The 24,753-nt window shown below is 63.8% G+C and carries 26 protein-coding genes and 2 pseudogenes; 10 read left to right on the top strand and 18 right to left on the bottom strand.

Translation table 11 applies throughout. The annotated features are described in order from the left end of the window. Positions 1-797 precede the first annotated feature (797 nt). Both OKW43_RS05370 and OKW43_RS05365 read left to right on the top strand, forming a co-directional pair. Entirely contained in the window at positions 798-1,115 is a 318-nt protein-coding gene (locus OKW43_RS05370) for a hypothetical protein (protein ID WP_187637508.1), read from the top strand. A gap of 69 nt (positions 1,116-1,184) precedes the next feature. Then, positions 1,185-1,436, top strand: a complete 252-nt coding sequence (locus OKW43_RS05365) for a DUF1488 domain-containing protein (RefSeq protein WP_018425166.1) — start codon at positions 1,185-1,187, stop codon at positions 1,434-1,436. 629 nt (positions 1,437-2,065) lie between these two features. Here the strand turns inward: OKW43_RS05365 and OKW43_RS05360 are convergent. The 3 genes from OKW43_RS05360 to OKW43_RS05350 all read right to left on the bottom strand — a co-directional run bounded on the left by OKW43_RS05360 (position 2,066) and on the right by OKW43_RS05350 (position 3,568). Further along, a complete protein-coding gene (locus OKW43_RS05360; RefSeq protein ID WP_187637507.1) occupies positions 2,066-2,797 on the bottom strand; it encodes a transporter substrate-binding domain-containing protein in 732 nt (243 codons plus the stop codon). 252 nt (positions 2,798-3,049) lie between these two features. Continuing rightward, positions 3,050-3,238: a hypothetical protein gene (locus tag OKW43_RS05355; RefSeq protein WP_187637506.1), complete on the bottom strand. Its 189-nt coding sequence runs from the start codon at positions 3,236-3,238 to the stop codon at positions 3,050-3,052. 81 nt (positions 3,239-3,319) lie between these two features. Next, the gene (locus tag OKW43_RS05350; protein ID WP_429445692.1) at positions 3,320-3,568 is read right to left on the bottom strand and encodes a hypothetical protein; all 249 of its coding nucleotides are present in this window, start codon (positions 3,566-3,568) and stop codon (positions 3,320-3,322) included. 263 nt (positions 3,569-3,831) lie between these two features. Here OKW43_RS05350 and OKW43_RS05345 point away from each other — a divergent pair. Together OKW43_RS05345 and OKW43_RS05340 are read left to right on the top strand one after the other, a co-directional pair. Beyond that, positions 3,832-3,966, top strand: a pseudogene (locus OKW43_RS05345) (3-oxoacyl-ACP reductase); the annotation flags it as partial. Positions 3,967-4,050: 84 nt separating this feature from the next. After that, positions 4,051-4,896 carry a TOBE domain-containing protein gene (locus OKW43_RS05340; RefSeq protein WP_429445690.1) on the top strand — a complete coding sequence of 282 codons (846 nt, stop codon included), beginning with the start codon at positions 4,051-4,053 and terminating at the stop codon, positions 4,894-4,896. A 60-nt stretch (positions 4,897-4,956) separates the two neighbouring features. Here OKW43_RS05340 and OKW43_RS05335 read toward each other — a convergent pair whose 3' ends face one another. From OKW43_RS05335 to OKW43_RS05320, 4 genes are all read right to left on the bottom strand, one after another. Then, a complete protein-coding gene (locus tag OKW43_RS05335) occupies positions 4,957-5,667 on the bottom strand; it encodes a sulfate/molybdate ABC transporter ATP-binding protein (protein ID WP_429445688.1) in 711 nt (236 codons plus the stop codon). 1 nt (position 5,668) lies between these two features. After that, positions 5,669-6,343 carry a molybdate ABC transporter permease subunit gene (gene modB / locus OKW43_RS05330; RefSeq protein ID WP_187637502.1) on the bottom strand — a complete coding sequence of 225 codons (675 nt, stop codon included), beginning with the start codon at positions 6,341-6,343 and terminating at the stop codon, positions 5,669-5,671. A 21-nt stretch (positions 6,344-6,364) separates the two neighbouring features. Beyond that, positions 6,365-7,138, bottom strand: a complete 774-nt coding sequence (gene modA / locus OKW43_RS05325) for a molybdate ABC transporter substrate-binding protein (RefSeq protein ID WP_187637501.1) — start codon at positions 7,136-7,138, stop codon at positions 6,365-6,367. A gap of 191 nt (positions 7,139-7,329) precedes the next feature. Next, entirely contained in the window at positions 7,330-8,031 is a 702-nt protein-coding gene (locus OKW43_RS05320) for a phosphatase PAP2 family protein (RefSeq protein WP_429445685.1), read from the bottom strand. A 345-nt stretch (positions 8,032-8,376) separates the two neighbouring features. Between OKW43_RS05320 and OKW43_RS05315 the strand changes: the two genes are divergently transcribed. Together OKW43_RS05315 and OKW43_RS05310 are read left to right on the top strand one after the other, a co-directional pair. Further along, on the top strand, positions 8,377-9,555 hold the full coding sequence (locus OKW43_RS05315) for an extracellular catalytic domain type 1 short-chain-length polyhydroxyalkanoate depolymerase (protein WP_429445683.1): 1,179 nt from the start codon (positions 8,377-8,379) through the stop codon (positions 9,553-9,555). A gap of 109 nt (positions 9,556-9,664) precedes the next feature. Continuing rightward, the gene (locus OKW43_RS05310; RefSeq protein ID WP_187637723.1) at positions 9,665-9,847 is read left to right on the top strand and encodes a DUF3563 family protein; all 183 of its coding nucleotides are present in this window, start codon (positions 9,665-9,667) and stop codon (positions 9,845-9,847) included. A gap of 53 nt (positions 9,848-9,900) precedes the next feature. Here the strand turns inward: OKW43_RS05310 and OKW43_RS05305 are convergent, their stop codons facing one another. The 7 genes and pseudogenes from OKW43_RS05305 to OKW43_RS05275 form a co-directional block, all read right to left on the bottom strand. Then, positions 9,901-10,263: a TspO/MBR family protein gene (locus OKW43_RS05305; protein WP_429445681.1), complete on the bottom strand. Its 363-nt coding sequence runs from the start codon at positions 10,261-10,263 to the stop codon at positions 9,901-9,903. A gap of 140 nt (positions 10,264-10,403) precedes the next feature. Beyond that, a pseudogene (locus tag OKW43_RS05300) lies at positions 10,404-10,774 on the bottom strand (FAD-binding domain-containing protein); the annotation flags it as partial. A 137-nt stretch (positions 10,775-10,911) separates the two neighbouring features. After that, positions 10,912-11,331, bottom strand: a complete 420-nt coding sequence (locus OKW43_RS05295) for an organic hydroperoxide resistance protein (RefSeq protein WP_187637724.1) — start codon at positions 11,329-11,331, stop codon at positions 10,912-10,914. 172 nt (positions 11,332-11,503) lie between these two features. Beyond that, on the bottom strand, positions 11,504-11,956 hold the full coding sequence (locus OKW43_RS05290; RefSeq protein WP_187637725.1) for a MarR family winged helix-turn-helix transcriptional regulator: 453 nt from the start codon (positions 11,954-11,956) through the stop codon (positions 11,504-11,506). Positions 11,957-12,129: 173 nt separating this feature from the next. After that, positions 12,130-12,936, bottom strand: coding sequence for a BPSS1780 family membrane protein (locus OKW43_RS05285; RefSeq protein WP_187637726.1), 807 nt, complete (start codon positions 12,934-12,936; stop codon positions 12,130-12,132). Then, positions 12,927-13,922: a homoserine kinase gene (locus OKW43_RS05280; RefSeq protein ID WP_429445677.1), complete on the bottom strand. Its 996-nt coding sequence runs from the start codon at positions 13,920-13,922 to the stop codon at positions 12,927-12,929. Before OKW43_RS05280 ends, OKW43_RS05285 begins: the two co-directional genes overlap by 10 nt. A gap of 217 nt (positions 13,923-14,139) precedes the next feature. Then, entirely contained in the window at positions 14,140-14,535 is a 396-nt protein-coding gene (locus OKW43_RS05275) for a hypothetical protein (protein ID WP_187637728.1), read from the bottom strand. Between the two features lie 191 nt (positions 14,536-14,726). Here OKW43_RS05275 and OKW43_RS05270 point away from each other — a divergent pair, with 191 nt between their 5' ends. Then, a complete protein-coding gene (locus OKW43_RS05270) occupies positions 14,727-16,253 on the top strand; it encodes an AMP nucleosidase (protein WP_376776462.1) in 1,527 nt (508 codons plus the stop codon). Between the two features lie 144 nt (positions 16,254-16,397). Here OKW43_RS05270 and OKW43_RS05265 read toward each other — a convergent pair whose 3' ends face one another. The 3 genes from OKW43_RS05265 to OKW43_RS05255 form a co-directional block, all read right to left on the bottom strand. Further along, the gene (locus tag OKW43_RS05265; RefSeq protein ID WP_429445675.1) at positions 16,398-16,928 is read right to left on the bottom strand and encodes a chromate transporter; all 531 of its coding nucleotides are present in this window, start codon (positions 16,926-16,928) and stop codon (positions 16,398-16,400) included. Next, the gene (locus tag OKW43_RS05260; protein ID WP_429445673.1) at positions 16,925-17,530 is read right to left on the bottom strand and encodes a chromate transporter; all 606 of its coding nucleotides are present in this window, start codon (positions 17,528-17,530) and stop codon (positions 16,925-16,927) included. Before OKW43_RS05260 ends, OKW43_RS05265 begins: the two co-directional genes overlap by 4 nt. A gap of 200 nt (positions 17,531-17,730) precedes the next feature. After that, positions 17,731-18,474, bottom strand: coding sequence for a TIGR00730 family Rossman fold protein (locus OKW43_RS05255; protein WP_187637731.1), 744 nt, complete (start codon positions 18,472-18,474; stop codon positions 17,731-17,733). A gap of 1 nt (position 18,475) precedes the next feature. Between OKW43_RS05255 and polA the strand changes: the two genes are divergently transcribed. The 3 genes from polA (at position 18,476) to OKW43_RS05240 (ending at position 23,704) form a co-directional block, all read left to right on the top strand. After that, complete coding sequence (gene polA / locus OKW43_RS05250) at positions 18,476-21,217, top strand: DNA polymerase I (protein WP_429445670.1); 2,742 nt, start codon at positions 18,476-18,478, stop codon at positions 21,215-21,217. A 168-nt stretch (positions 21,218-21,385) separates the two neighbouring features. After that, positions 21,386-22,741 (top strand): NAD(P)/FAD-dependent oxidoreductase, encoded by a 1,356-nt coding sequence (locus OKW43_RS05245; protein ID WP_429445668.1) that lies wholly within the window; start codon positions 21,386-21,388, stop codon positions 22,739-22,741. A gap of 90 nt (positions 22,742-22,831) precedes the next feature. Continuing rightward, the gene (locus tag OKW43_RS05240) at positions 22,832-23,704 is read left to right on the top strand and encodes a dienelactone hydrolase family protein (RefSeq protein WP_429445666.1); all 873 of its coding nucleotides are present in this window, start codon (positions 22,832-22,834) and stop codon (positions 23,702-23,704) included. A 120-nt stretch (positions 23,705-23,824) separates the two neighbouring features. On the opposite strand, the gene OKW43_RS05235 is transcribed toward OKW43_RS05240, so the two are convergent. Beyond that, a complete protein-coding gene (locus tag OKW43_RS05235) occupies positions 23,825-24,694 on the bottom strand; it encodes a sulfurtransferase (protein ID WP_187637735.1) in 870 nt (289 codons plus the stop codon). Positions 24,695-24,753 lie beyond the last annotated feature (59 nt).

Raw genomic sequence — 24,753 nt, 5'->3', positions numbered from 1 at the left:
CAGCCAGCGGCGCAAGCGCGTAAGCACGGTCGAGGATGTCGCGGCGAGCCTTGGTCGACATAGAGAAAGTCTGGGCCGCAATCGGATTGGATAGTTGCCTGACCAGATCGAGGTCGTCCCGTGCATGCACTGACACAGTGCGCGCGGCCAGCACGAACGCCGTCGTAGGTGCGGCACGCAACGGAGCCGGGGTAGATCTGATCAGGCGCAGCGCGTCCAGGATCGTTCCGCCCCAAAGGAATGCGCCGAGGCGATGTCCCGGGTTCGTGGGGATCGTCGACGATCTTGGGGATGTCGTCGAGTGACCGGTAGTGGCCGGTTACTGCCTTGCAATGGGCGTATGCTCCCCAGCCTCACGAGGCAGCGATCGGCAGCACGCTACCCGAGGGGGGACTTTCACATTTCTCCAAAGATGCCATTCGCAATCGGCCAACCCTGTCAGTTTTCCGCGTAGCGACACTCCACATCAGTTCATTTTGACGCCGCGACCAAATTAAGCGCGTATGCTGGGAATGCAACCTTGTTACGCAACGCACCGGGAGCAACGCCATGGCCAAGAGTCAATTACGCAGCACTCGCGAAGCGAAAAAGCCCAAGCAACCCACGAAGCCGTCAGTGCCGGCAAAGCCGTTCAGCACGGTTCATCCGCGGGTTGCGAACGAAGGTGTCGCCAAGAAGAAGACGTAAATCGGTTGGCCGCGGACACGCGGCACAGCGATCACACGCAACTTATAACGTTCACCGCAGGAAATTGACATCTCCACATTGAAGGCGCAAACCGCTTCGGGAGGCGCATCATGATCCATCACAACTGGGACCCCACTTTTCGCGGGCTTCCGCTCACGGCCGAGCAAGACTCGGAAATTCGTCACTACCTGAACAGGAAGGCCAAGCTGGGCAAGCCATGGAATACTCCCGAGCTACGCGGGATGCTTGAGGACATGCTGCTGCCGCCAAGTACCGAAGACGACAGCGAGAGCGATATCCCGGGCGACGCGTCGACCGCCGCTGAGCGCGCAACGGCGTTCGTCGATCAGGACATGGAACCAATCGAGGCGTATGAGGAATTGCATGCCGCGATGGAAGCCGAAAGCATGAAAGGCGATCCGCACTAGCGGGAGCGCTCCGCGCAGGTAGTGAGCGTGCAACCCGGTCCATCTAAGGCGTAGAACGAAGGACGACACATGGCACTTAGTTTTTCCAACCCCAGCCGCAGCTATGATGGGATCAGGCATGGCGTGTGGTTCTGGGGATACGACAAAGCACGCGAGATTACCTTTTTTGTGGAAGACCGCGTACTGAAGCATTTCGACTCCGCCCTCGGTACTGACGAAGCCGAGGTGCTTGCCTCCTTCGACCGGAATCGCAATGAGATCCTGAAGGTCGCCATGACCCTCTATGCCGAGGGGCCGCAGACTCTCTACACGCTACACTAAAGAAGCCAGGGCAGGCCGCGAGCGACACACCCGCCGCATCGGGCGCGCAGGCATCCGCCGAGGATTGCGCTCAAGGCGAGGATGCAGGAGAAACCGCACGCTCGCTTCGACTTGCTTCGAGAAACTTATGCGATGAAGCCTGGAAAGATCCATTGACCCCTTGGCCGCGTCTAGAGCAGCAATCGGACCCATTTGAGCCCTTCAGTCTGTAATGGCGCCCATGGCTGTAGCGGGCACTTTCATGTATTTGGCCGCGTCCAGACGTACGTCTTTCGACGGCGTGCCGCCCATGCTCTCTATCCCGGACAAGATAGTACGGGCACTAGGGTGCGGAGTTCGATTTGGCGCGTCGCGCGTCTCGCGAAATCATGCCAAAGCGCTGACTGGCGCGACTTTCAGCGGTTTTTGACGCGTGTTATTTTGCGTATCTTTTGGCAATGGGATTTGCCAGTACTGCGCACAGAAGTAGCGAGGCATCAGGCGGCCGCAGACGGACCGCGACGGCCAGTGATTTTTCTCGCAGGTGGCCATTCAGGCGGCCTTCGCAAACTCAAAGGATCGTTCGAACGAACGAAGCCGGCCGCATCCGAAGTTGGTGGCGGCCGGGTATAAGCCGCAGGCAAAAAAATTCAACGGACCAGAGCGGGATCGATCTCGTTACTGGTAAGCCCGAATTTCGCCATGCGCGAGCGGTGGTTCGGTGAGCCCAGATATAAGCGAAGCTGCCGGTTCACCGCGTTGAGCAGATCGCTGTTCCTCTTGTTAAACGAGAACGCTCCGAGCGGGAGATTGTGCTGCTTGCCATTCTTTGCGGGTTCATGTTCGACCGCCTCCAGCACCGAGCCGCTGATACGGTCCGCAAGTATGCGATTTCCCAAGGCGGTGCTCGCGTACGCATCGATCGCCCCCGAGCGAACCGCTTCGATAGCATCGGCCTGATGCTCGAAGATGGCTATCTGGTCCCCGCCGACACCTGACGCTCTCGCCGAGTCGTGTTGCACCTGACCGGCAATGATGCCAAGGCGCGCGTCGCGACGTTCGGCGAGTGACGCATAGCTGCTGAGCGCTTTTGGATTTCCGGCCCGAACCAGGAAGCCGTCTCCGATCGCCCAAACAGGCAAGCTGAACGCCACGTGATTGGCCCGTTCAGGCGTAACGAAGAGCGGAACGTTAATATCCCAGCGGCCGGCTTCGACGCCGGGAAGCAGTTCGCTGAACGTCGTCAGGCGATGCTCGATCCGGGTGACACCGATCGCCCGAAGGACTGCATCGGCCAGCTCGATGTCAGCACCGGTAGCGACACGATCCGCTTCCGTCCAACCGAACGGAGGTTCTTCGATGTACGCGATCGTCACCTTCATTGCTGTTCCTCGCAAAACGGGAATGGGCATCACGGAGCCGGCATTCGCCCAGTTGGAGCCACAGATCGGGCGCCTTATTGGGCTGGCGTAACGGCAATGCAACAGGAACGGCAAGTCGGTACCTCACCGCCAGCGGGGGTGAGTACAGCGCATTCTCAGAGATTTGGACGCAGCCGACCGCGGCACCCTATCGCGCGGTGCCTGCCAGATCGCTATCCCGCTTTCACTGAGCGCCTGGAAGCGGACTCCTGGTCAGTGTCTCGGAACGTCGACGGCCAAGATTTCGTATCCAGGGTCGGCGTTCTCGTTCGCGACCTTATTCGCTTCCTCATACGTGCGAAAAGACGTGGCTTCCTTAATCTCCGGGGCCATGCCGATATCGCCGTCCTCCGCGGTGCAGAGGAACTTCTCGCCGGTTTTTACGACGTAGACGGTTGTCATGTTTCCCTCCATGGCTTGCAGGGGAACTTCCAGTCTAGCAGGCTGGAATGGTTGCACAGTTACCGTGAGCGACCGGACTAGCTAGTCCTTGCCCCACCGCCAGCGCGGCGGCTCGCCCTTCAGCCAGCACACGGCCACGAGCGCAACGGTTAACAGCGCGACCAGCATCGCGAACATCAGCGGATGACTCGGGGGTCGAAACGCGAACCCCACTGCACCGAGCAACACAACGTACGCGAGCAGTGTCGCCCACCCTTGCCAGCGCGCCGGAAGGCCCCAGCCCCAGCCATAGCGTTTGGCTGGAAACCAGTATTCATGCGAGGGCGACATCACGCGGTCTCCTGATTCGGGGGCTTGCCCATTGTCGACGATTTGCGCTCGGTCAGGGGCGTAGCCGTCGCGATTGCGCCTTCCACCCTGTCTGGCGCGTGGCTATATTTCGTGGAGGCACTTTCAACCGGAATTCATTCGAAGGAAACGACCGATGGAACCCGCAACCCAGCAAAAAACCGTACTTTTGATCGGCGCCTCGCGCGGCCTCGGCTTCGCGATGGTCGAGGAGTACCTGAAGCGCGGCTGGCGAGTCATCGCTAACCGATATGGGCGGCCCGGACGCACGTTTGAGCATCGACGAAAGCATCCCGAACCTGGTCAGCACGATCGACGCCTACGAAGGCCGTGGCGGCTTGCACTACCTCGACTATCTCGGCAGAGTCGTGCCGTGGTGAGCGGCGGTCGTAGGGACCGGCGGTAGACGAGTGCGTCGCTATAATGATTCGCCGCTCTATCACCGACCTCGACCGTTCGCTACCATGACCATCGACCGCCCCTATCCTCCCCGCGATACCCTCGAACTCAGCGGCTCCGTCTGGTTTCAGGCCGGCACGCAGACGCTCGGCGGTGCGGCGCGCATCGCGCTGCTGGCGGCGATCGGTGAGACCGGCTCGATCACGAGCGCGGCGAAGGCGGTCGGCATCAGCTACAAAGGCGCGTGGGATGCCGTCGACACGATGAACAACCTTGCCGGCGAGCCGCTCGTCGTGCGTCTGACCGGCGGCAAGGGCGGCGGCGGCACGACGCTGACGCCGCGCGCGGTGAAGCTGATCGACACGTTTCGCGCGGTCGAGCGCGAGCATCGACGCTTTCTCGAACGCGCGGGCGCGGCGATTGGCGAGGGCTTCGCGACGGACTGGGATCTGATCGGCCGCATCGGTGTAAAGACGAGCGCGCGCAATCAGTTCTACGGCAAGGTGTCGGCGATCGCGCGCGGCACCGTCAACGACGAAGTGACGCTTGCGCTGCCCGGTGGCCACAGCATCGTCGCCGTGCTCACGCACGAGAGCACCGAAGCGCTCGGGCTCGCGGTCGGCGTGGCGGCGTTTGCGCTGATCAAGGCGTCGTGGGTCGTGCTGCTCGTCGCGCGTGACGGCGATGGTGACGCGCCGTTGAAACTGTCGGCGCGCAATCAGTTGCGTGGCACCGTGCAGAGCGTGAAGCGCGGCGCGGTGAACGCGGAAGTGTCGCTCGGGCTCGAAGGCGGCGCGGTGATCACCGCGGTCGTCACCAATGGCAGTGTCGATACGCTCGGTTTGCAGGAAGGCGCGCGCGCGGTCGCGGTGTTCAAGGCGTCGAGCGTGATACTCGGCGTGAAGGATTGAGGACTGCCGGGGTGCAACGAGGGCGCCGGGCCACTCGCAAGCCTCTCGCAAGCCACTCGTTCAACGAGGCGAGGCCTCACTGCGCGCATACCCCGCGAACGGATGATCCTCGCGCACGCGGCCGTCGCTGACCTGCACGACCTGGTCGCCGAATGCGGCGACGTCGTCCGGATCGTGCGTAATCAGCACCATCGGAATATCGAGCCGCGTTTGCAGATCCGATAGCTCGCGCCGCATACGCTGGCGCAGCGCGCTATCCAGTGCGGAAAACGGTTCGTCGAGCAGCAGCAGGCGCGGTTGCGAAATCAGCGCGCGCGCGAGCGCGACGCGCTGCTTCTGCCCGCCCGACAGCTGCGCCGGATGATTGCCCGCCACGCTCTTCAACTCGAGCGCATCGAGCCAGTAGTCGATTTGCGCATGCGCGCCGCGCGCACTCGGATTGAGCCAGCCCCGGCGCAGCCCGAAGCCGATGTTCTGCCGCACGTTCAGATGCGGAAACAGCGCGTAATCCTGAAACAGATACGCGATCTTGCGCGCCTGCGGCTTCTGGTCGATGCCGGCCGCGCTGTCGAACAACGTAGTGCGGTGCAGCGTGATGATCCCTTCATCGGGACGCAGCAAGCCGGCGATCGCCTGCAAGGTCAGGCTCTTGCCCGCGCCCGACGGCCCGAACAGCACGAGCCGCTGGGTGCTCGCGCTGAAGGCGACGTCGAGCGTGAAGCGCCGCTCGGCGGTTTCGAAGGTCTTGCGGATGGCGACGTTCAGCGGCATGTCAGCGGGCTCTCAGCAGCGTGTGCTGCGGCACGAGGCGCCCCGCGAGCAGCAGAATCGTCACGCACGCGAGCGAGGTCACGAGTACGAGGAAGTTGGCGGTGCTGTCGTCGCCGGCTTGTACCGCCGAATAGACCGCGACCGACAGCGTCTGCGTGCGGCCCGGCAGGTTGCCCGCGATCATCAGCGTCGCGCCGAATTCGCCGAGCGCGCGCGCAAACGCGAGCAAGCCACCGGCGAGGATGCCGCGCGCGGCGAGCGGCAGCGTCACGCGGAAAAACACCGCGGCTTCGCTGACGCCGAGCGTGCGCGCCGCGCGTTCCAACTGCGGATCGACGCCTTCGAAGGCGGCGCGCGCCGACTTCAGCACGAGCGGAAACGCGACTACCGTCGACGCGATCACCGCGCCCTGCCACGTGAAGACGAGCTGGATGTCGAAACGGTCGAGCCACGCGCCAATCACGCCGCGTCGGCCGAGCAACACGAGCAGGTAATAGCCGAGCACGGTGGGCGGCAGCACGAGCGGCAGCATCAGCAGCGAATCGATCACGTCGCGCGCGCCGGAGCGCCAGCGCGACAGGCCGAGCGCCGCCGCGACGCCGAGCACCAGATTGAGTACGGTGGCCCAGCCCGCGACCTTCAGCGATAGCAGCAGCGGAACCCAGGCCTGTTGCATGAGCGTATGCTCTCCCGTGAATTAATGCGCCGGCCTGAAGCCGTACTTCGCCAGCACCGCCTGGCCTGCCGGCGACAGCACGAAGTCGATGAACGCCTGGGCGTCGGCCGCGCGATGGCTGCCTTCGACCCGCGCGATCGGATAGGCGATCGGCGTTTGCGTCGGCAGGTTCAGCGCGACCTTGACCTTGTCGGGCATGATCGCGGCGTCGGTGCCGAACACGAAGCCGGCGTCGACTTCGCCGCGAGCGACGTAATCGAGGCTCTGACGCACATTCGACGCGAGCACCGCCTTCGCGCTGACCGCGTCCCACACGCCCGCGGCCTGCAGCGCGCCCTGCGTGTAGCGGCCGACCGGCACGGAAGCCGGATCGCCGAATGCGATGCGCTTCACGTTCGCGGTCGTCAGCGCGTTGAGGCTCGTAGGCGCGAAATGGCTGTCGGTCGGCACGATCAGCACCAGCGAGTTGGCGGCGAAGTCGCGCCGCGTGGACGGCACGATCACCTTCTCCGCCGCGGCTTTATCCATTGCCTTCTGATCCGCGGACGCGAATACGTCGGCGGGCGCGCCTTTGACAATCTGTTGCATCAGCACGTCCGACGCGCCGAAGTTCAGCAGTATCTTGGTGCCCGGATGCTGCTGCTCGAACGCATCGCCGACCGCCTTGAACGCATTGGTCAGGCTGGCGGCGGCCGAGACCACCAGTTCATCAGCGCGCGCATTCGCGCTGACTACGAGGGGTACGGCGGCTGCGACGCACAGCGCGTATTTCCTGAGATGGCATAGGAATGTCATGAAGGGCCTGGAGTCTGACGTGAACAGGAAGCAGCGGCTTAAAAGCGCTATCGTAGTATATGTACGGTTATAGCGGTGCGCGCAACGGTCCACTCGGCGCGGCGCTTCACGCGTGGCGTGAAGCGGGAGCGAAGCGCCGTGAGACCGTCAAGGAAACCGAAAAACGCGCCGGAAAGAATGGCGCAGCGTGCTTAGATGTCCGACGTGCGCACCGGCTCGAGCGTATTGCGCGTTTGCGACAGCGGCGCGGCCGGGGGACGAATGTCGCGTGTGGATCTCCATTTCGCGCGAATGAAAGGCCGCTCGTGGCCGGACACCTTCAGCGCGATATGCGTGACCCAGCGCTGCGTGGGCACGTGCACGCCGTGCATCAGGATTGCCAGCACCATCATGCTGACGGCGACCGGCAGCGCCGACAGCCGGCCCGGCTCCGCATTCCACGCGATGCGCACGAACATGAGCGCGGCGAGCGCGCCGACGAGGCAGCCAGTCACTGCTTCGGACGGCGAATGCGCACTCAGCACGACGCGCGACAAGCCCACCGCCAGCCCGGCGGCAAGCCCCGCCAGCACGCCGAGCAGCCGGATCGCGCGGCGCGTGGGTAATAACATCAAGAATAGTGTGACCGGATAGACGGCCGTGGACAGCATGGAATGACCGCTGACGCCGGTGAAATCGAGTTCGCGCACGCCGACGCCCCAGCCGAGGAAGGCCAGCTTGGTCACGGTCACGACGCCGATCGCAGTGCCGAGCAGGGCGAGCCAGCAGGCCGAGAGCCGCCACGAGTAGCCGACCGCCAGCCACATCGCAATGGCGAACGCGAGCGGCAGCGTCAAGCCGGCGCCGCCGAGGCTGGTGATCGAATACCACAGGTGGATCGGTAAATCGGGCATGGCAGGGGCGCGACGCGGGTCGCGGAAATCGGGTCGGTGGAAGTGGGCGCGCCGCGGGCGCGAAACGCCGATGCGGCCCCCGGGAGATCAAGCGCCAGTATAGTCGGGTGTCGCGCGACGGTCTTGCGGCGCACAGCGCATTTGTACGCCGAGTGTGGGCTGCCGAACGCGTATCGACGCAGTTTGACGACAGGGCCGCGGCAAGGTTCGCCGCGAACGGAAACGGCATCGCGCGCGGCGCCTATGCTCAGCAATGCATGAAAAATGATGTTATTGTGCGTTGCACAACTTCATCTGATCCGCATTCTGGGTCCGCATTTGTCTCTTTTGCGAGGTTAATCGCCGATGGCAAAAAGCCTGTCGAAAATCTGGCTGCGCGGTTTGAAGCGCCTGCTCGCGATCCAAAGCGAACATGCGCAAAAAACCGCCAAGCGAGCGCAGGCGCGACCGGTTCGCGCGGCCACCGCCAAACCGTCGAGCAAGACTCATCCACTGAAGCCGGCTGCCGCATTACGCAAGCCCGCGAAACGCGAAGCGCCGCGTGAGTCGCGCGTGCGCCCACGCGCGACCGCGTGGGCGAGCGGCGCGTGGACGCGCTCGTTCCATTCCGCGCCGGCGATGCCCGGCCGGCTCGTCAATCATCTTCAATACGGCCTCTATGTCCCGTCCGGGCACGCGGGCGAGGCGTTGCCGCTCGTCGTGATGCTGCACGGCTGCACCCAGTCGATCGACGAATTCGCCGAAGGCACGCGTATGAACCTGCTGGCCGACCGCTACGGGTTCGCGATCGTGTATCCCGAGCAATCGAAGCACGCGCACTCACACCGCTGCTGGCATTGGTACGACGCCAGCGACAGCGCGGGCGGCGGGGAGGCGTGCGCGGTGGTGTCGCTGGTGGATGCGCTGCTCGAACAGCACGGCTTTGACCGCGAACGCGTCTACGTAGCGGGGATTTCGGCGGGCGCGGGGCTGACGGCGCTGTTGGCCTTCAAGTACCCGGAACATTTCGCCGCTGTCGCGCTGCATTCCGGCCCCGCTTTCGGCGAGGCCCGCTCCGGCATTACCGCGATGGACGTGATGCGGCGGGGCGCGCGTCGCGAGCCGGTCGAGCTCGTCGATGAAATGACGAACGTCGCGCACTATCCGGGCATGCCGGCTCTGATTCTCCACGGCGACGCCGACCATGTAGTCGCGCCGGTCAACGCCGACCAGTTGGCGACGCAGTTCCTGCGCCTGAACCGCCTCATCGATGCAAATGGCGCGCGCAAAGCGGGCGAAACGCGCGAAGACCGCAAGAACGGGGTCGTGACGCGCGACTATCTGCGCGGCGGGCGGCGCGTGGTGCGGGTGTGTCGCGTGCAGGGGCTCGGTCACGCGTGGGCCGGTGGCGACGATGCGCTGCCATTCCACTCCTCGAGGGGTCCCGACGCGAGCGCCATGCTGTGGGAGTTTTTCCGGCATCAGCGTCGCACGGACGCAGGTCGCATCGCGGAAGGATTGGCGACGTCGTCGGCCGGACGGTGACGTCCAGGCAACGCCGCGAAAATGAACAGTAGCGCGAGTCTAGGGTTTTCCCTATAATACGGGTTATCCCCTAGGCGTTAACGCCTAGTCTCATTTGCGGAGGTCGACCATGTACCTGATTAGCCGTCTGTTCCTCTTTTTGACCAAGTCGCCGGACCAACTCGCGAAAGAGCGTGCTGACGCCTATCTCGCTGAAGCCACCGATCTCTACGACCTCGAATTCCGCATGCGCAAGCTCGATGGCGAAGCGAATGTGCGTCAGCCGTCGTGGATGAGCCAGCACTACGGCTAAGCCGACTTTGACTTTTCATCACGGAGCCTTCGCGCCCGCTTGGCGGGCTCCGCTCAAGCAGCCGGATTCAGCTGCCACAACGCGTAATTGACGAGCGCCGCATACGCGACCCACGCGACATACGGCACGAGCAGAATGCCCGCGAGGCGATCGCGCCGCCAGAACACATACGTCAGCATCACGATCAGCACCAGCAGGATCAGGATCTCGACGAGCCCCGCCTCCGGCCGATGCAGGCCGAAAAACAGCCACATCCACGCGGCATTGAATAGCAACTGCACGACCCACAATACGATCGCCGCGGTCAGGCCGTCGCGCTTCCACACGCGCCATGCGGAAAACGCCATCAACACGTAAAGCACGGTCCAAACCGGCGGGAAAACCCAGTTCGGCGGATTGAACGCCGGCTTTTGCAAGCCCGTGTACCACGCGTCCGGCAGCGACAGACTCGCAGCCCAGCCGGCGCCAGCGTCAGGATCAGAAACACGAGCAGCGACGGCAGACGGCGCATCTTCATCCCCTTCAAACGTTCTTATTCAATGATGTGAGCGGGCACTCACTTTCCGTATCTGGCCAATGTGCGCTCGCGCGCCTGTGCGTGATCGACGCTCGGTTCGGGATCGTTCGCGCCTGGCACCATGCCGAACTCCGCGAGCCGTTCTGCGCCCGCCAGACACGGCGCGTGAATCCATTTTGCCGGCTACGTGGTGGGTTGGGGTAGAGATCGTTTGATAAAGCGCCTGGATTGAAAATGCGGAAATAAGGTTGCGCGACGCGCCCGGTCCAGGCAGCCAACCGCCAGCCGCCGTTGTTCGCCGAGAAATCGAAGTCGTTCAGCGGATCGGCGAAATAGCGCTCGCCGAGCCGTCAGTCGACGCCGAGATCCTTCGCGAGGAAGCTCGCCGTGCCCATGCGCAGATGGTTGTTCGGCGCGGCATGATCCGTGTTGCGCAGATCGCGGCGGGTATTGTGCAGGCTGCGGGCGCTGGTCGCGACGGCGCCGGATGGTACGCCGTGAGCGGTTCGCGATGGGTGTTTCGATCAGCGCGACGGCCGAGCGGAATTCAAGCGACGTGCAGACGGACCGCGACGTTGTTACGCGTGGCGTTCGAGTACGGGCAGACCTGGTGCGCTGCGTCGACCAGTTCCTGCGCTGCGTCTGGAGCCAGGCCCGGCAGCGAGATGCGCAGATCAATGTCGAGCGCGAAACCGCCGTTGTCGTTCGGACCGATGCCGACGTCGGCGGAAACCTGCGTGTCCGCAGGCAGCGCCTGCTTGCGCTGGCCCGCGACGAACTTCATCGCGCTCAGGAAACAGGCCGAGTAGCCCGCCGCAAACAGTTGTTCCGGATTGGTGCCCGCCGCGCCAGTGCCACCGAGCTCACGCGGCGCTGCCAGCTTCACGTCCAACGCATTGTCCGACGACACGGCGCGGCCGTCGCGGCCACCCGTGCTCGTTGCGCTTGCCTTGTAGAGGATGTTCATGGTGCGGCTCCTGGTCTGGGATGTAAGGGTTGGGCAGATTTGCCACTAGCTGCCGGTTCGCGGCTCTGGCGAAGCGCTAGCGAAGCGGCATGCGCTTAAGATAGTACACAAATAATTTGTGTGCAAATTAATTTCACGATGACGCGAGAACCAGTCTTTTTCAGTTTTCGCACTACTGGTCCATGAAATCGTTGAGCGTCGTGCGCAGGCGTGTGAGGTCGTCGCGCAGACGCAGCAGGAAGTCCGGCGTCTGCTGCGTCGCGCAGAGGATTTCGCCGGGCACGTCGCGTGCCTGACGCTTGAGCGCCTTGCCCGCGCCCGTGAGACGGATATACACGAGGCGCTCATCGTCGGTGCCGCGGACGCGCTCGACGAGTCCCTGCGTTTCGAGGCGCTTGAGCAGCGGCGTGACCGTCGCCGGATCGAGATTCAGGCGCCCGGCCATGTCCTTGACGGTGACGTCGTCGGTTTCCCACAGCACGAGCATCGCCAGGTACTGCGGATACGTGAGTCCGAGGTTTTCGAGCAGCGGCTTGTACGCTTTCGTCATCGCGAGCGAGGTCGAGTAGAGCGCGAAGCAGACTTGCTCGTCGAGCGTGAAAGGAAGGGCGGGGCGCTGGGTCATGAACCGTCTCGGCTAGAAGAGCGTGCAAATGGATTGCACGCAAAACATTGTGCCGCAAATCGATTCAGGATGCCGAGCGTCGGGACCAGGTGTTTCGACACAAACGTCGGGAAGATGCGCGTGGGAGACGCGGCGCGCGGGCGCCAGAACAGCACCCGCGCGGGAACGGCGGATCAGGCCGCCGGCGTGGTCGGCAGATCCGGCGTTTGCGGCGTCTGCACGCCGAAGCAGCCGCGATAGGTCGCGTAGAACGAGCAGTACAGCATCGTCGTGACGATCATCGTCGCGGGCATCAGGATCGCGAACGCGAAGTCCGCCGCGCCGAGCGCCTGCATCAACGTGGACAGCCCGAGCGACACGATCGTCGCGACCGCGAACCACAGCGCCGCGAACACGATGAAAGCGCCGCGATTGCGCCAGCAACTGACGACACTGAAGAACATCGCCTTGACGGGCGGCACGTCGTGCCAGGCGGCGAGGATCGGCGAGAACCAGAACAACATCGCGACCGGCACATAGAACGCGAGCGCGGTGATCACCGCGAGCGGGATATTGCTGTTGGCGATCGCGTTCTCATCCACCGACGCACTGCCGAGCATCACTTTCAGCAGCATGCCGCCGTCGGCGAGCGCCGAGCCGGCCAGCACGAGCGCCATCGCGATCACATACAGCACGCCGAGCACGAGCAGCCGCCGCGCGACCACCGGGCCATACGAATGGAAGCCGTCCACGAGAATGGTCGGAAACACCGGTTTGCCGGCGATCGTGTTGCGGCACGCGGCCATGAAGCCGACCGCGACGCCTGGAATGAACAGCAGCGGCAATACTCCGCCGACCACCGGAATCTGCGACACCAGCGTCATCACCAGCAAATAGGTGAAGAACAGCGTCAGGAAGGCGAGCGGATTCTTGCGGAACAGCCAGATGCCCTGGCGGAACCATACGTAGCCGGTTTTCGCGGGAACTTCGATCAGTTGCATGAGGTATGGATGCCTGGATTCGCGACGCCCTGCAGGCGCTCGCGCAGAATGCGTTCGAAATGGCCGGGGTCGTGCGGCTTGAGCAGTTCGGCCGCGCGCGGCAAATGAAAATCATACAGGCGCGAGACCCAGAAACGGTACGCGCCTGCACGCAGCATGTCGCCCCAGTGATGGTTTTCCTCGACGGTGAACGGCCGCACCGTCTGGTACGCGCGCAACAGCGCCTCGGTGCGTGCGGTGTCGAGCTTGCCGGTCGCGAGATCGACGCACCAGTCGTTGACCGTCACCGCGACGTCGAACAGCAACTTGTCGCAGCCGGCGAAATAGAAGTCGAAGAAACCACCCAGCCGCACTTCGTGCCCGGTGTCGGGCGCCGCGTGCGCGAACATCGCGTTGTCGCGGAACAGGTCGGCGTGGCACGGGCCCGCGGGCATTGCCGCGTAATCGGCCGAGGCGAAAAACGCTTCCTGATGCGCAAGCTCGGACGCCAGCAGATCGCGCTGCTCGCCTTCGAGGTACGGCAGGATCGTCGGCACGGTTTCGCGCCACCACGGCAGGCTGCGCAGGTTCGGCTGATAGCGCGGATAGTCGCGGCCAGCGAGGTGCATGCGCGCGAGCATCTGGCCGACCTCGACGCAATGCTCGACGCCTGGCGCGAGCTCGGGCGCGCCTTCGAGCTTCGTCACGATGGTGGCGGGTTTGCCGAGCAGCACGCCGAACAGCGCGCCGTCGAGGCGCGGCATCGGATCCGGTACCGGCACGCGATGGGCGGCGAGGTGCCGCATCAGGTCCAGATAGAACGGCAGTTGTTCAGCTGTCAGCTTTTCGAAAATCGTCAGCACGTATTCGCCGCGCGTCGTCGTCAGAAAGAAGTTGCTGTTTTCAATGCCGGACGAAATGCCACGAAACTCGACGACATCGCCGAGATCGTAGTGGCTCATCCATTCTGCGAGTTGGGATTCGTTGACAACGGTAAAGACGGCCATGCGAAAACGTCGGATCAGGGTTGTTCGGGCTGGCGCGGTGCGGCCAGTGCGAGGTGAGACAAATGAATGTGGCGGGATCGGGCGGCGAGTGCGGAACGGCGAGGTAGTAAGCGTCGCCGCATTCAGCGCGGGTTCATCGCGAAACGGCCGCGATAGGGTGTAATCGGGGCACGGCAGCGCCGCGGCCGCCGTTGCCGGCGCGCCGCTTTCGCAACGATCAATAGTGGAGATTCACCGACGGCAAGCGCGTACTGGGCTTGCCGCTGTCGTGGACGGAGGGCGACGTGTCGGGCGACGCGCTCATCTGGTAGCGGGTGCCGAAATTCGATTGCACGTTGATTTCGACCGGCTTGCCCTTGTCGCGGTATTCAGTGATTTCAGTGCCGTTCGGGCTGACTTCGTGAAAGCTCGGCGTGCGCGGGACGTTGATGTCGACCTTCGAACTGGCCTCTGCGCCCGGACGATTGATCTTGCCCAGGTCCGGTAGACCGGCCCGTTCATTGGCGGACTGAGGCGCGTCGGCGGGCGGCGGTTCGTCGACGGGCTGGGCAGCCATCGCGGCGCTGCTGAAGGCGAGAGCCAGCGCAACAGCGATGGGAAGGTGCGGCTTCATGGTGATTCTCCGATTGGATGCCCGATTCTAGCAAATCCGGCCTGACGTACGGCCGCGAAGTCTTTATTTTGCGCCGCTTTCGCGCAACAGGCGCGGGTTCTCGCGAGCGCTGTTGCTAGCGTCGCCGTCGACATTTGGCAACAGCGGGTTCCATGGTAATGTCGTCTCATCGAAAAGGGTGAACGATGATGATCAACAACGATATCAATCAGCGCACGGTGCAGACTCCCGCCAACAGCTTCCCGACCGAAGGCTTCGACGACGCGGCCGAAGCCGTCACCCGCCTCGCCGCGATCTACGAGGCGAACACGTCGTTTCTGCGCGATGCGTTCGCGCGCTATCGCCGCAACGAGCAGTTCGACCATCGCGTGCGCGCCTGCTATCCGTTCGTGCGCGTGCGTACCGAGGTCAACACGCACGTCGATTCGCGTCGCTCCTACGGGTTCGTCGCGGGGCCGGGCGTGTTCGAGACGACCGTCACGCGACCCGACCTGTTCGGCAACTACTATCGCGAGCAGCTGCGGCTGCTGGCGAAGAACCATCACGTGCAGATCGAGGTCGGCGTGTCGGACCACCCGATTCCGATTCATTTCGCGTTCGCCGAGGGCATCCACCTCGAAGGCGATCTGGACCGCGAGCGCCTGTTCCTGATGCGCGACATCTTCGATACCCCCGATCTCGCGCTGCTCGACGACCGCATCGTCAACGGCACGTACGAGCCGCTGCCGGGCGAGCCGCATCCGCTCGCATTGTTTACGGCGGCGCGCGTCGATTTTTCGCTGCATCGGCTGAAGCACTACACGGCGACGGCGCCGACGCATGTCCAGAACTACGTGCTGTACACGAACTACCAGTTCTATATCGACGAATTCGTGAAGCTCGGCCGCGACATGATGGCCCGTACCGGCGACGACGAGTTGCGCGCCTATCGCAGCGAATACACGTCGTTCGTCGAGCCCGGCGACGTCGTCACGTATAACGAGAATCTCGGCGAGCAGGCGCGGGAGGGTACGCCGCCGCCACGTCTGCCGCAGATGCCCGCGTATCACCTGAAACGCGCGGACGGCAGCGGCATCACGATGATCAACATTGGGGTCGGTCCGTCGAATGCGAAGACGATCACCGATCACATCGCGGTGCTGCGTCCGCATGCATGGATCATGCTCGGCCACTGCGCGGGGCTGCGCAACACGCAGCGTCTTGGCGACTACGTGCTCGCGCACGGCTATGTGCGCGAAGATCATGTGCTCGATGCCGATCTGCCGCTGTGGGTACCGATACCGGCGCTCGCCGAAGTGCAGGTCGCGCTCGAGCGCGCGGTCGCGCAGGTCACGCAGCTCGATGGCGTCGAGCTGAAGCGCGTGATGCGCACCGGCACGGTGGCGAGCGTCGACAATCGCAACTGGGAGCTGCGCGATCATCGCGAGCCGGTGCAGCGGCTGTCGCAGAGCCGCGCGATCGCGCTCGATATGGAAAGCGCGACGATCGCCGCGAACGGCTTCCGCTTCCGCGTGCCTTACGGCACGTTGCTGTGCGTGTCGGACAAGCCGCTGCACGGCGAGCTGAAGCTGCCGGGCATGGCCGATCAGTTCTATCGCGCGCAGGTCGATCAGCATCTGCAGATCGGCGTGAAGGCGATGGAACTGTTGCGGATGAACGGGCTGCATCGGTTGCATAGCCGCAAGCTGCGGAGTTTCGCGGAAGTGGCCTTTCAGTAACTCAGGCCGAGTTTGGCCTACCGGAACTTTCTGTTTCAGCGGGAAAGAAATGGCAATAACGGGTGAGGCGTTCTCGCTGATCGAACGGAGCATAGCCGTCCTTATCAATCGGCTTCGTTGGTTGTTGCGGGAACGCTTGCCGGTTCAACCCTGCCCGAACCCGGTCAACCCGATCAGGCTTCCCGCGGCCAGTAGCCATAGCGGATGAATCCGCGTCTTCGTCGCCATCACGGCCGTGAACGCGGTAATCGCCCACGCTATCGCGGTCGGGCTCGACGCGCGCGCGATCAGCGCCGCGCTCGCCGCGACGAGACCGGCCGTCACCGGCACGAGTCCAAGCTGCGCATAGCGGCGCCACGGTCGGTCCTTGAAGCGGTCCCATGCATGCATCGCGAGAATCGTCACGAGCGACGACGGCCCGAACTTCGCAAAAGAGGTGACGAGCATGCCGGGCCAACCGGCAACATGCCAGCCGATCAGCGTGACGATCATCAGATTCGGGCCGGGCGCGGCTTGAGCGAGCGCGAACAGCGCGCTGAACTCGCTGGCCGGCATCCAGTGATGCACGTCGACCACCTGCCGCTGCATCTCCGGAAGGATCGTATTGCCGCCGCCGAACGCGAGCAGCGACAGCTGGCTGAAAATCGCCGCGAGAGAAACGAGCGTGTCATTCATCGCGCGCTCCTTGCTGCAACATAGATGCTGAGCGGCGTGAGCACCAGCATCGTCGGCAGCAGCGGCAATCGCAGCACGGCAATCGCGACGAAGCCGAGCCCGGCGATCAGCGCGGCAAGCGGCTTGTTGCGCAACGGCAGCACCATCTTGAACGCCATCGAAATCAGCAGGCCCGAGGCCGCCGCGGCGAGCCCCGCGAACAGATGACGCACGTGCGGATCGTTCTGCGTGTGCTCGTACAACACGCCGAGCCCGATCACCACCAGCGAAGGCCCGGCGATCAAGCCGAGCAAACCGGCCAGCGCGCCGGCCACGCCGCGAAAGCGCATGCCGATCGCGACGGACAAATTGATCACGTTGCCGCCTGGCAGGAATTGACATAGGCCGAGCAGGTCGGTGAATTCGTCACTGGTGAGCCAACGGCGTTGTTCGACGAGCGCGCGGCGCGCGAGCGGCAACGCGCCGCCGAATGAAATGAGGCCGAGGCGGAGAAAGCCGCCGAAGATCTCACACAATGTCGGCGTGGGCGTGGGCGTGGGCGTGGGCGTGGGCGTGGGCGTGGGCGCGAGCGCGGCTTCGGGCGAGGTGAGTTCGTTGTTCATATTGCAAGATTCGAGTACAGGCCGAGCAGGTTAGCGCCGGACGGCACGCGTGCAAGACGAATGATTCGCCAATGCGGTCGACAGTAAGCGCGCGGCAAACTGGCCTGCAAAACGAAAGCGGGCAGCCCGAAGGCTGCCCGCCATGTGCGCGACGAGGAGCATCGTGCTACGCGTAATGCGAGGCGCGCAGCGTCATGCCATCACAGGTAGAACATCCGGTCTTCTTCCGACTTGACCGGATGAACTTCGCCTTCCTCGCGGTCTTCGTAGAACTTGAGCACCGCATCGAGCACCTGGTCCGGATTGTCGATCACCTGCATCAGATCGATGTCGGTCGGATTGATCAAACCCATCGGGATCAGCGAACTCTTGAACCATGCGAGCAGACCCTCCCAGAACTCGGCGCCGACCAGAATGATCGGCACGTGGCGGGACTTCTTGGTCTGAATCAGCGTGAGCACTTCGGCCAGTTCGTCGAGCGTGCCGAAGCCGCCGGGCATCACGATGACTGCGTCCGAATTCTTCACGAACGTGACCTTGCGCGTGAAGAAATGGCGGAAGCGCAGCGAGATGTCCTGCCACTGGTTGCCCGACTGCTCGTGCGGCAACTCGATGTTCAGACCGACCGAAGGCGCCTTGCCCGCATGCGCGCCCTTGTTGGCCGCTTCCATGATGCCGGGGCCGCCGCCGGAGATCACCGCGAAGCCCGCATCCGACAATTTGCGCGCGATCTGCGTGGCGAGTTTGTAGTACGGCGAGTTCGGTTTCAGGCGCGCCGAACCATAGATGCTGACCGCCGGGCGAATCTCCGACAGGTACTCGGTCGCCTCGATAAACTCTGCCATAATCGTGAACATCTGCCACGATGCGCGGGCTTTTTTGGCCGTTGCGCGCTCTTGATCTGCGAGCGATCGCAGACTCGGAATCACTTTTCTCTTAGTCATAATGCCTGAAGAACGAAGCCTTGAAGGTAAGACCCTGCTGTTGGTCGACGGTTCGAGTTATCTATACCGGGCCTACCATGCGATGCCTGATCTGCGCGGTCCCGAGGGTGGCCCCACAGGTGCGCTCTATGGGATGATCAACATGCTGCGGCGCATGCGCAAGGAAGTCACAGCAGAGTATAGCGCGTGCGTGTTCGACGCCAAGGGCAAAACGTTTCGCGACGACTGGTATCCGGATTACAAGGCGAACCGTCCGTCGATGCCGGAAGATCTTGCCCGGCAGATCGAGCCGATTCACGTCGCGGTGCGTGCCCTCGGCTGGCCGCTGCTGATGATTGAGCGCGTCGAAGCGGATGACGTGATCGGCACGCTGTGCACCGAGGCGGAAAAGCTCGGCATGAACGTGGTCGTGTCGACCGGTGACAAGGACCTCGCGCAGCTCGTGTCGAACCGCGTGACGCTCGTCAATACGATGACCAACGAAACGCTCGACCGCGACGCCGTGGTCGCGAAGTTCGGTGTGCCGCCGGAGCGCATTATCGATTATCTGTCGCTGATCGGCGATACGGTCGACAACGTGCCCGGCGTCGAGAAATGTGGCCCGAAAACCGCCGTCAAATGGTTGACGCAGTATGAGTCGCTGGACGGCATTGTCGGGCATGCGAGCGAGATCAAGGGCGCGGTCGGCGAGAATCTGCGCCGCGCGCTGGACTTTTTGCCGATGGCGCGCAAGCTCGTCACGGTCGAGCGTCATTGCGATCTGACCGGGCACATCGTGTCGATCGAGGAAAGTTTGCCGAGTCTTCCCGAGTCGCGCGGAGAGTTGCGCGAGGTCTTCACGCGTCACGGCTTCAAGACGTGGTTGCGCGAAGTCGAAATCGCCGATGCGGTCGAAGGCCCGGAAACCGACGTGCCGCCCGCGTTGTCCGTCGATCACGAACGCCACTACGAGACCGTGCAAACCCGGGAGCAGCTCGACACGTGGCTCGATAAGATCAACGCGGCCGAGCTGACTTCGTTCGACACCGAGACCACGTCGCTCGATCCGATGATCGCGCAGATCGTCGGCTTGTCGCTGTCGGTCGAAGCGGGCCGTGCGGCATATGTGCCGCTTGCGCATCGCGGCCCCGACGCGCCGGTACAGTTGCCGCGCGACGAAGTGCTCGCGAAGCTCAAGCCGTGGCTCGAAAGCGCGGACCACAAGAAGGTCGGCCAGCATCTGAAGTATGACGAACAGGTGCTCGCGAATTACGGCATCGAAATGCGCGGCGTCGAGCATGACACGCTGCTGCAATCATACGTACTCGAATCGCATCGCACGCACGACATGGACAGCCTCGCGCTGCGCCATCTCGGCGTGAAGACGATCAAGTACGAAGAGGTCGCGGGCAAGGGCGCGCAGCAGATCGGCTTCGACGAGGTCGCGCTCGACAAAGCCGCCGAATACGCGGCCGAAGACGCCGACATCACGCTCCGTTTGCATCAGGCCTTGCATCCGCAGGTCGCCGCAGAGAAGACACTCGAGCACGTATATCGCGAGATCGAAGTGCCGACCTCGCGTGTGCTGCGCAAGATGGAGCGCACCGGGGTGCTGATCGACGCGGAGAAATTGCGTCAGCAGAGCAGTGAGATCGCCACGCGTCTGATCGAGCTCGAAGCCAAGGCGTACGAGCTGGCCGGCGGCGAATTCAACCTCGGCTCGCCGAAGCAGATCGGTCAGATTTTCTTCGAGAAGCTCGAACTGCCGGTCATCAAGAAGACGCCGAGCGGCGCGCCGTCCACCGACGAAGAGGTGTTGCAGAAGCTCGCGGAAGACTATCCGTTGCCTAAGATCCTGCTCGAACATCGCGGCCTGTCGAAGCTGAAGTCCACCTATACCGACAAGCTGCCGCGCATGGTCAATCCGCAAACGGGCCGCGTGCATACGAACTACGCGCAGGCCGTCGCTGTGACCGGGAGGCTCGCGTCGAACGATCCGAACCTGCAGAACATTCCGGTGCGTACCGGCGAGGGCCGCCGCATTCGCGAGGCGTTCATCGCGCCGCCGGGGCGCAAGCTCGTATCCGCCGACTATTCGCAGATCGAATTGCGCATCATGGCGCACATCTCCGGCGACGAAGCGCTGATGCGCGCGTTCTCGCACGGCGAGGACATTCACCGCGCGACCGCGTCGGAAATCTTCAGCGTGACGCCGCTCGAAGTGTCGAGCGATCAGCGGCGCGTCGCGAAGGTCATCAACTTTGGTCTCATCTACGGCATGAGCGCGTTCGGCCTCGCGTCGAACCTCGGCATCACGCGCGATGCGGCGAAGATGTATATCGACCGCTACTTCGCGCGCTATCCTGGTGTCGCGCGCTATATGGACGAGACGCGTTCGAGCGCGAAGGCGAAGGGCTACGTCGAAACGGTGTTCGGCCGCCGTCTGTGGCTGCCCGAGATCAACGGCGGCAACGGTCCGCGCCGCCAGGCCGCCGAGCGTGCCGCGATCAATGCGCCGATGCAGGGCACCGCGGCCGACCTGATCAAGATGTCGATGATTGCCGTGCAGAACTGGATCGAAGACTCGAAGATCGGCACGCGCATGATCATGCAGGTGCACGACGAACTGATTCTCGAAGTACCTGACGCTGAGTTGTCCGAAGTCCGCAAGCGCCTGCCCGAGCTGATGTGCGGCGTCGCCGCGCTGAAGGTGCCGCTCGTCGCAGAAGTTGGCGCGGGCCTGAACTGGGAGGAGGCGCATTGACTTGCCTGTGACATGAGCACGATCAGCGCACGATAACGTCGTGCGCATGTCACACATGCGTTTTGGCGACTTGTGACTTCTCGTGCGGGTCGAGGACAATCGGTTCGGGACGGCGCATTCATGCGCGGCGTCGCGACAGATAATTCATCGGCTACACGGAGAAGTGCAATGCATCGATTTATCGTCGTTGGCGGAGGTGCGGGAGGACTGGAACTGGCGACTCGCCTTGGCGATCGCTATGGTTCCCGCAAGAAAGGGAGCCGCCCGCAGGCCCAGGTCACGCTGGTCGACCGCTATCCGACCCATATCTGGAAACCGCTGCTGCACGAGGTGGCGGCGGGCAGCATGGACCCGTTCACGCAGGAGCTCGAGTACGCGGCGCAGGCGCGCTGGCATGGCTTCGAGTTCCAGCAAGGCGAGCTGACCGGGCTCGACCGCGCGAACCGGCGCATCACGCTCGGCACTGTGCTCGACGACGACGGCGCCGAACTGCTGCCCGAACGCGAGCTCGAATACGACACGCTGGTCGTCGCGATTGGCAGTACGACGGCCTTCTTCGGCGTCAAGGGCGCGGCCGAATTCTCCATCGCACTCGATACGGTGAGTCAGGCCGAGCGCTTCCGCAAGCGCCTGATCGCGGCTTGCATACGCGCCGAACATCAGGTGCACGAGCCCGTCGAGTCGAGACCGGGACCCGGCACGTCGACCTCCAGCGAGCCGCGCATTCAGGTGGCGATTGTCGGCGGCGGCGCGACGGGGGTCGAGTTGTCGGCGGAGTTGCGCAATACGGCGCAGGTGTTGTCCGCGTACGGCTTGCACAAGCTCGATCCGCGGCATGACGTCGGCATCGTGCTGATCGAGGCGGGGCCGCGCATTCTGCCCGCGTTGCAGGAGCGCGTTTCTACGGCCACCGCCGAATTGCTGACCAAGCTTGGCGTGAAGCTGATGATCGGCGAGACCGTGGCCGAGGTCGCGCCGGGCTACATCCGCACCGCCAGCGGTCACACGGTGCGCGCCGATCTGACGGTGTGGGCGGCGGGCATCAAGGCGCCGGCGGTACTCGGTCAGCTCGACGGGCTGCCGGTCAACCGGCTCGGCCAGCTGGTCGTGCGCCGCACGCTCCAAACCGAGATCGACGACAACATCTTCGCGCTCGGTGACTGCGCGGCCTGCGAGTGGCCGGGCAATGAGCGCAACGTGCCGCCGCGCGCGCAGGCCGCGCATCAGCAGGCGACCTTTCTGCTGAAGGCACTGGCGGCGCGCCTCGACAACAGGCCGCTGCCGGAATTCACCTATCGCGACTTCGGTTCGTTGGTTTCGCTCGGGCACTTCAGCGCGGTCGGCAATTTGATGGGCGGAGTGATCGGCGGCAATATGCTGATCGAAGGGCTGTTCGCGCGCTTCATGTACATGTCGCTGTACCGGCTGCATATCGTAGCGCTGCATGGCTATCCACGCATGGTCCTCGACACCTTCGCGCACTGGTTGCGCCGTACCACGCTGCCGCGCGTCAAGCTGCACTGACGCACGCGGACGTTCTCCTCAGTTGATTCTGCAACGGGATGCGCGCCAGGCGTATCCTGTTGCCTCAAACAATTCTTCGAGGAGCGCCACATGCTGAAGCCTGAAGTCGACTGTCTGGTGCCGCACGTTCCGTTCGATCGGCGCACCTTCATGAAGGCCGCGCTCGGCACCGGTTTCGCGGCGGCGGTGCTGCCAGTGTCGGCGCAAACCATCCATACCGACAGCGACGGCCTCGAAGCCGGGGAAGTTGCGTTCCATTCGGGCGGTACGCTGATACCGGCCTATCGCGCGCAGCCGAAGGGCAAGACGCATTTGCCGGTGATCCTCGTCGTGCATGAGGCTTTCGGCGTGCACGAGCATATCGCGGACGTCTGCCGGCGCTTCGCGAAGCTGGGCTATCTGGCGATCGCGCCGAACCTGTTCGAGCGCGAGGGCGATCCGACCGTCTACACGAGTATCCAGCAACTGAGCGATCAACTGCTCAGCAAGGTACCCGACGAGCAGGTGCTGGCCGACCTCGACGCGGCCGCTGCATGGGCCGGCGAAAACGGCGGTGACCTGAACCGGCTCGGCGTGAACGGCTTCTGCTGGGGTGGGCGCATCTCGTGGCTCTATGCCGAACACAATCCGCGCGTGAAGGCGGGGGTCGCCTGGTATGGTGGCGTGACCGGCGCGAAGAATCCGATGACGCCGGCCAATCCGATCGATCTCGTCGCTGACCTTCATGCGCCGGTGCTCGGCCTGTACGGGCGTCAGGATCAAAGCATTCCGCAGGACACGCTCGCGCAGATGAAGCAGGCGATCGCGCAAGGGCCGCAAGCGGGCCGCGGCTCGCAGTTTGTCGTTTATGACGACGCAGGGCACGCATTTTTCGCCGATTACCGCCCGAGCTACAGGAAGGCCGATGCCGAGGATGGCTGGCGTCGCACGCTGGTGTGGTTCAAGCAGCACGGCGTGGCTTGAAGGGCTGCTCGAAAGCCTCGCGTCTCGTTGGACTAGCGATACATCCGATGAATAAAGACTGTTGCCGCCTGGCAGCGGCAACGGCCTTTCTGCCTGGTTACGACTTGCCGCGACTTGTGCTCAAGGTTTCGCGCCCGTTGCCACGGGCCGTCTCGGATCCGAACTCCATTCGCTCCATGAGCCCGCGTACAGCGCCGAACCATGCAGGCCGGCAACCTCCATCGCGAGCGAATTCACGCATGCGGTCACGCCCGAGCCGCATTGCAGCACCACGTGTTCCGGCGGCGTGTCGCCGAGCAGCGCGTGGAATTCCTCGCGCAGGGTGTGCGCCGGCTTGAAGCGGCCGTCGGCGGTCAGGTTGTCCTTGAAGAAGCGGTTCAGCGCGCCCGGGATATGCCCGCCGACGCGATCGAGCGTCTCGTTTTCGCCGCGATAGCGATCGGCCGCGCGCGCATCGACGACGATCCGCTCCTTCGAGCCGAGGTTGCGCTCGACGGCCGCGGTATCGATGGTCACGGCGAGCGGCGCGGCCGCCTTGAAGTCGCCGGTGTTCTGCGCGGGCACTTCCTGCGTCAGCGGTTGGCCGGCCGCTTCCCATGCCTGCAGCCCGCCGTCGAGCAGCGCGACCGCGTCGTGTCCGAGCCAGCGCAACAGCCACCAGACGCGCGCCGCGTACATGCCGCCTTGCGCGTCATATGCGACGACCTGTTGACCTTGCTTCAGCCCACGTGATTCCAGCGTATCGACGAGCCGCGCGCGATCGGGTAGCGGATGCCGGCCGTTCGAACCGTTCTTCGGCCCGGACAGATCGCGATCGAGATGCAGATAGTGCGCGCCCGGCAGATGGCCGGCCAGCCAGGCTTTCTCGCCCGCCTCGGTATCGGCGAGGTCGAATCGGCAGTCGATCACGAAGACGCTGCCCGGCGCGGCCGTGAGCCGCTCGGCAAGATTGGTCGCGGAGATCAGGGTGGTGTAATGAGTGTGGGGCATGGATGTCTCCTCGATACGGGCGATAGCGGCTGCGGGCCGCGCCATTCACGCGGCTGGCG

It is taken from the genome of Paraburkholderia sp. WC7.3g (assembly GCF_050436345.1).
Lineage (GTDB): Bacteria > Pseudomonadota > Gammaproteobacteria > Burkholderiales > Burkholderiaceae > Paraburkholderia > Paraburkholderia podalyriae.
The sequence above is the reverse complement of the archived record's forward strand: the minus strand, read 5'-3'. Positions and strand labels throughout refer to the sequence as shown.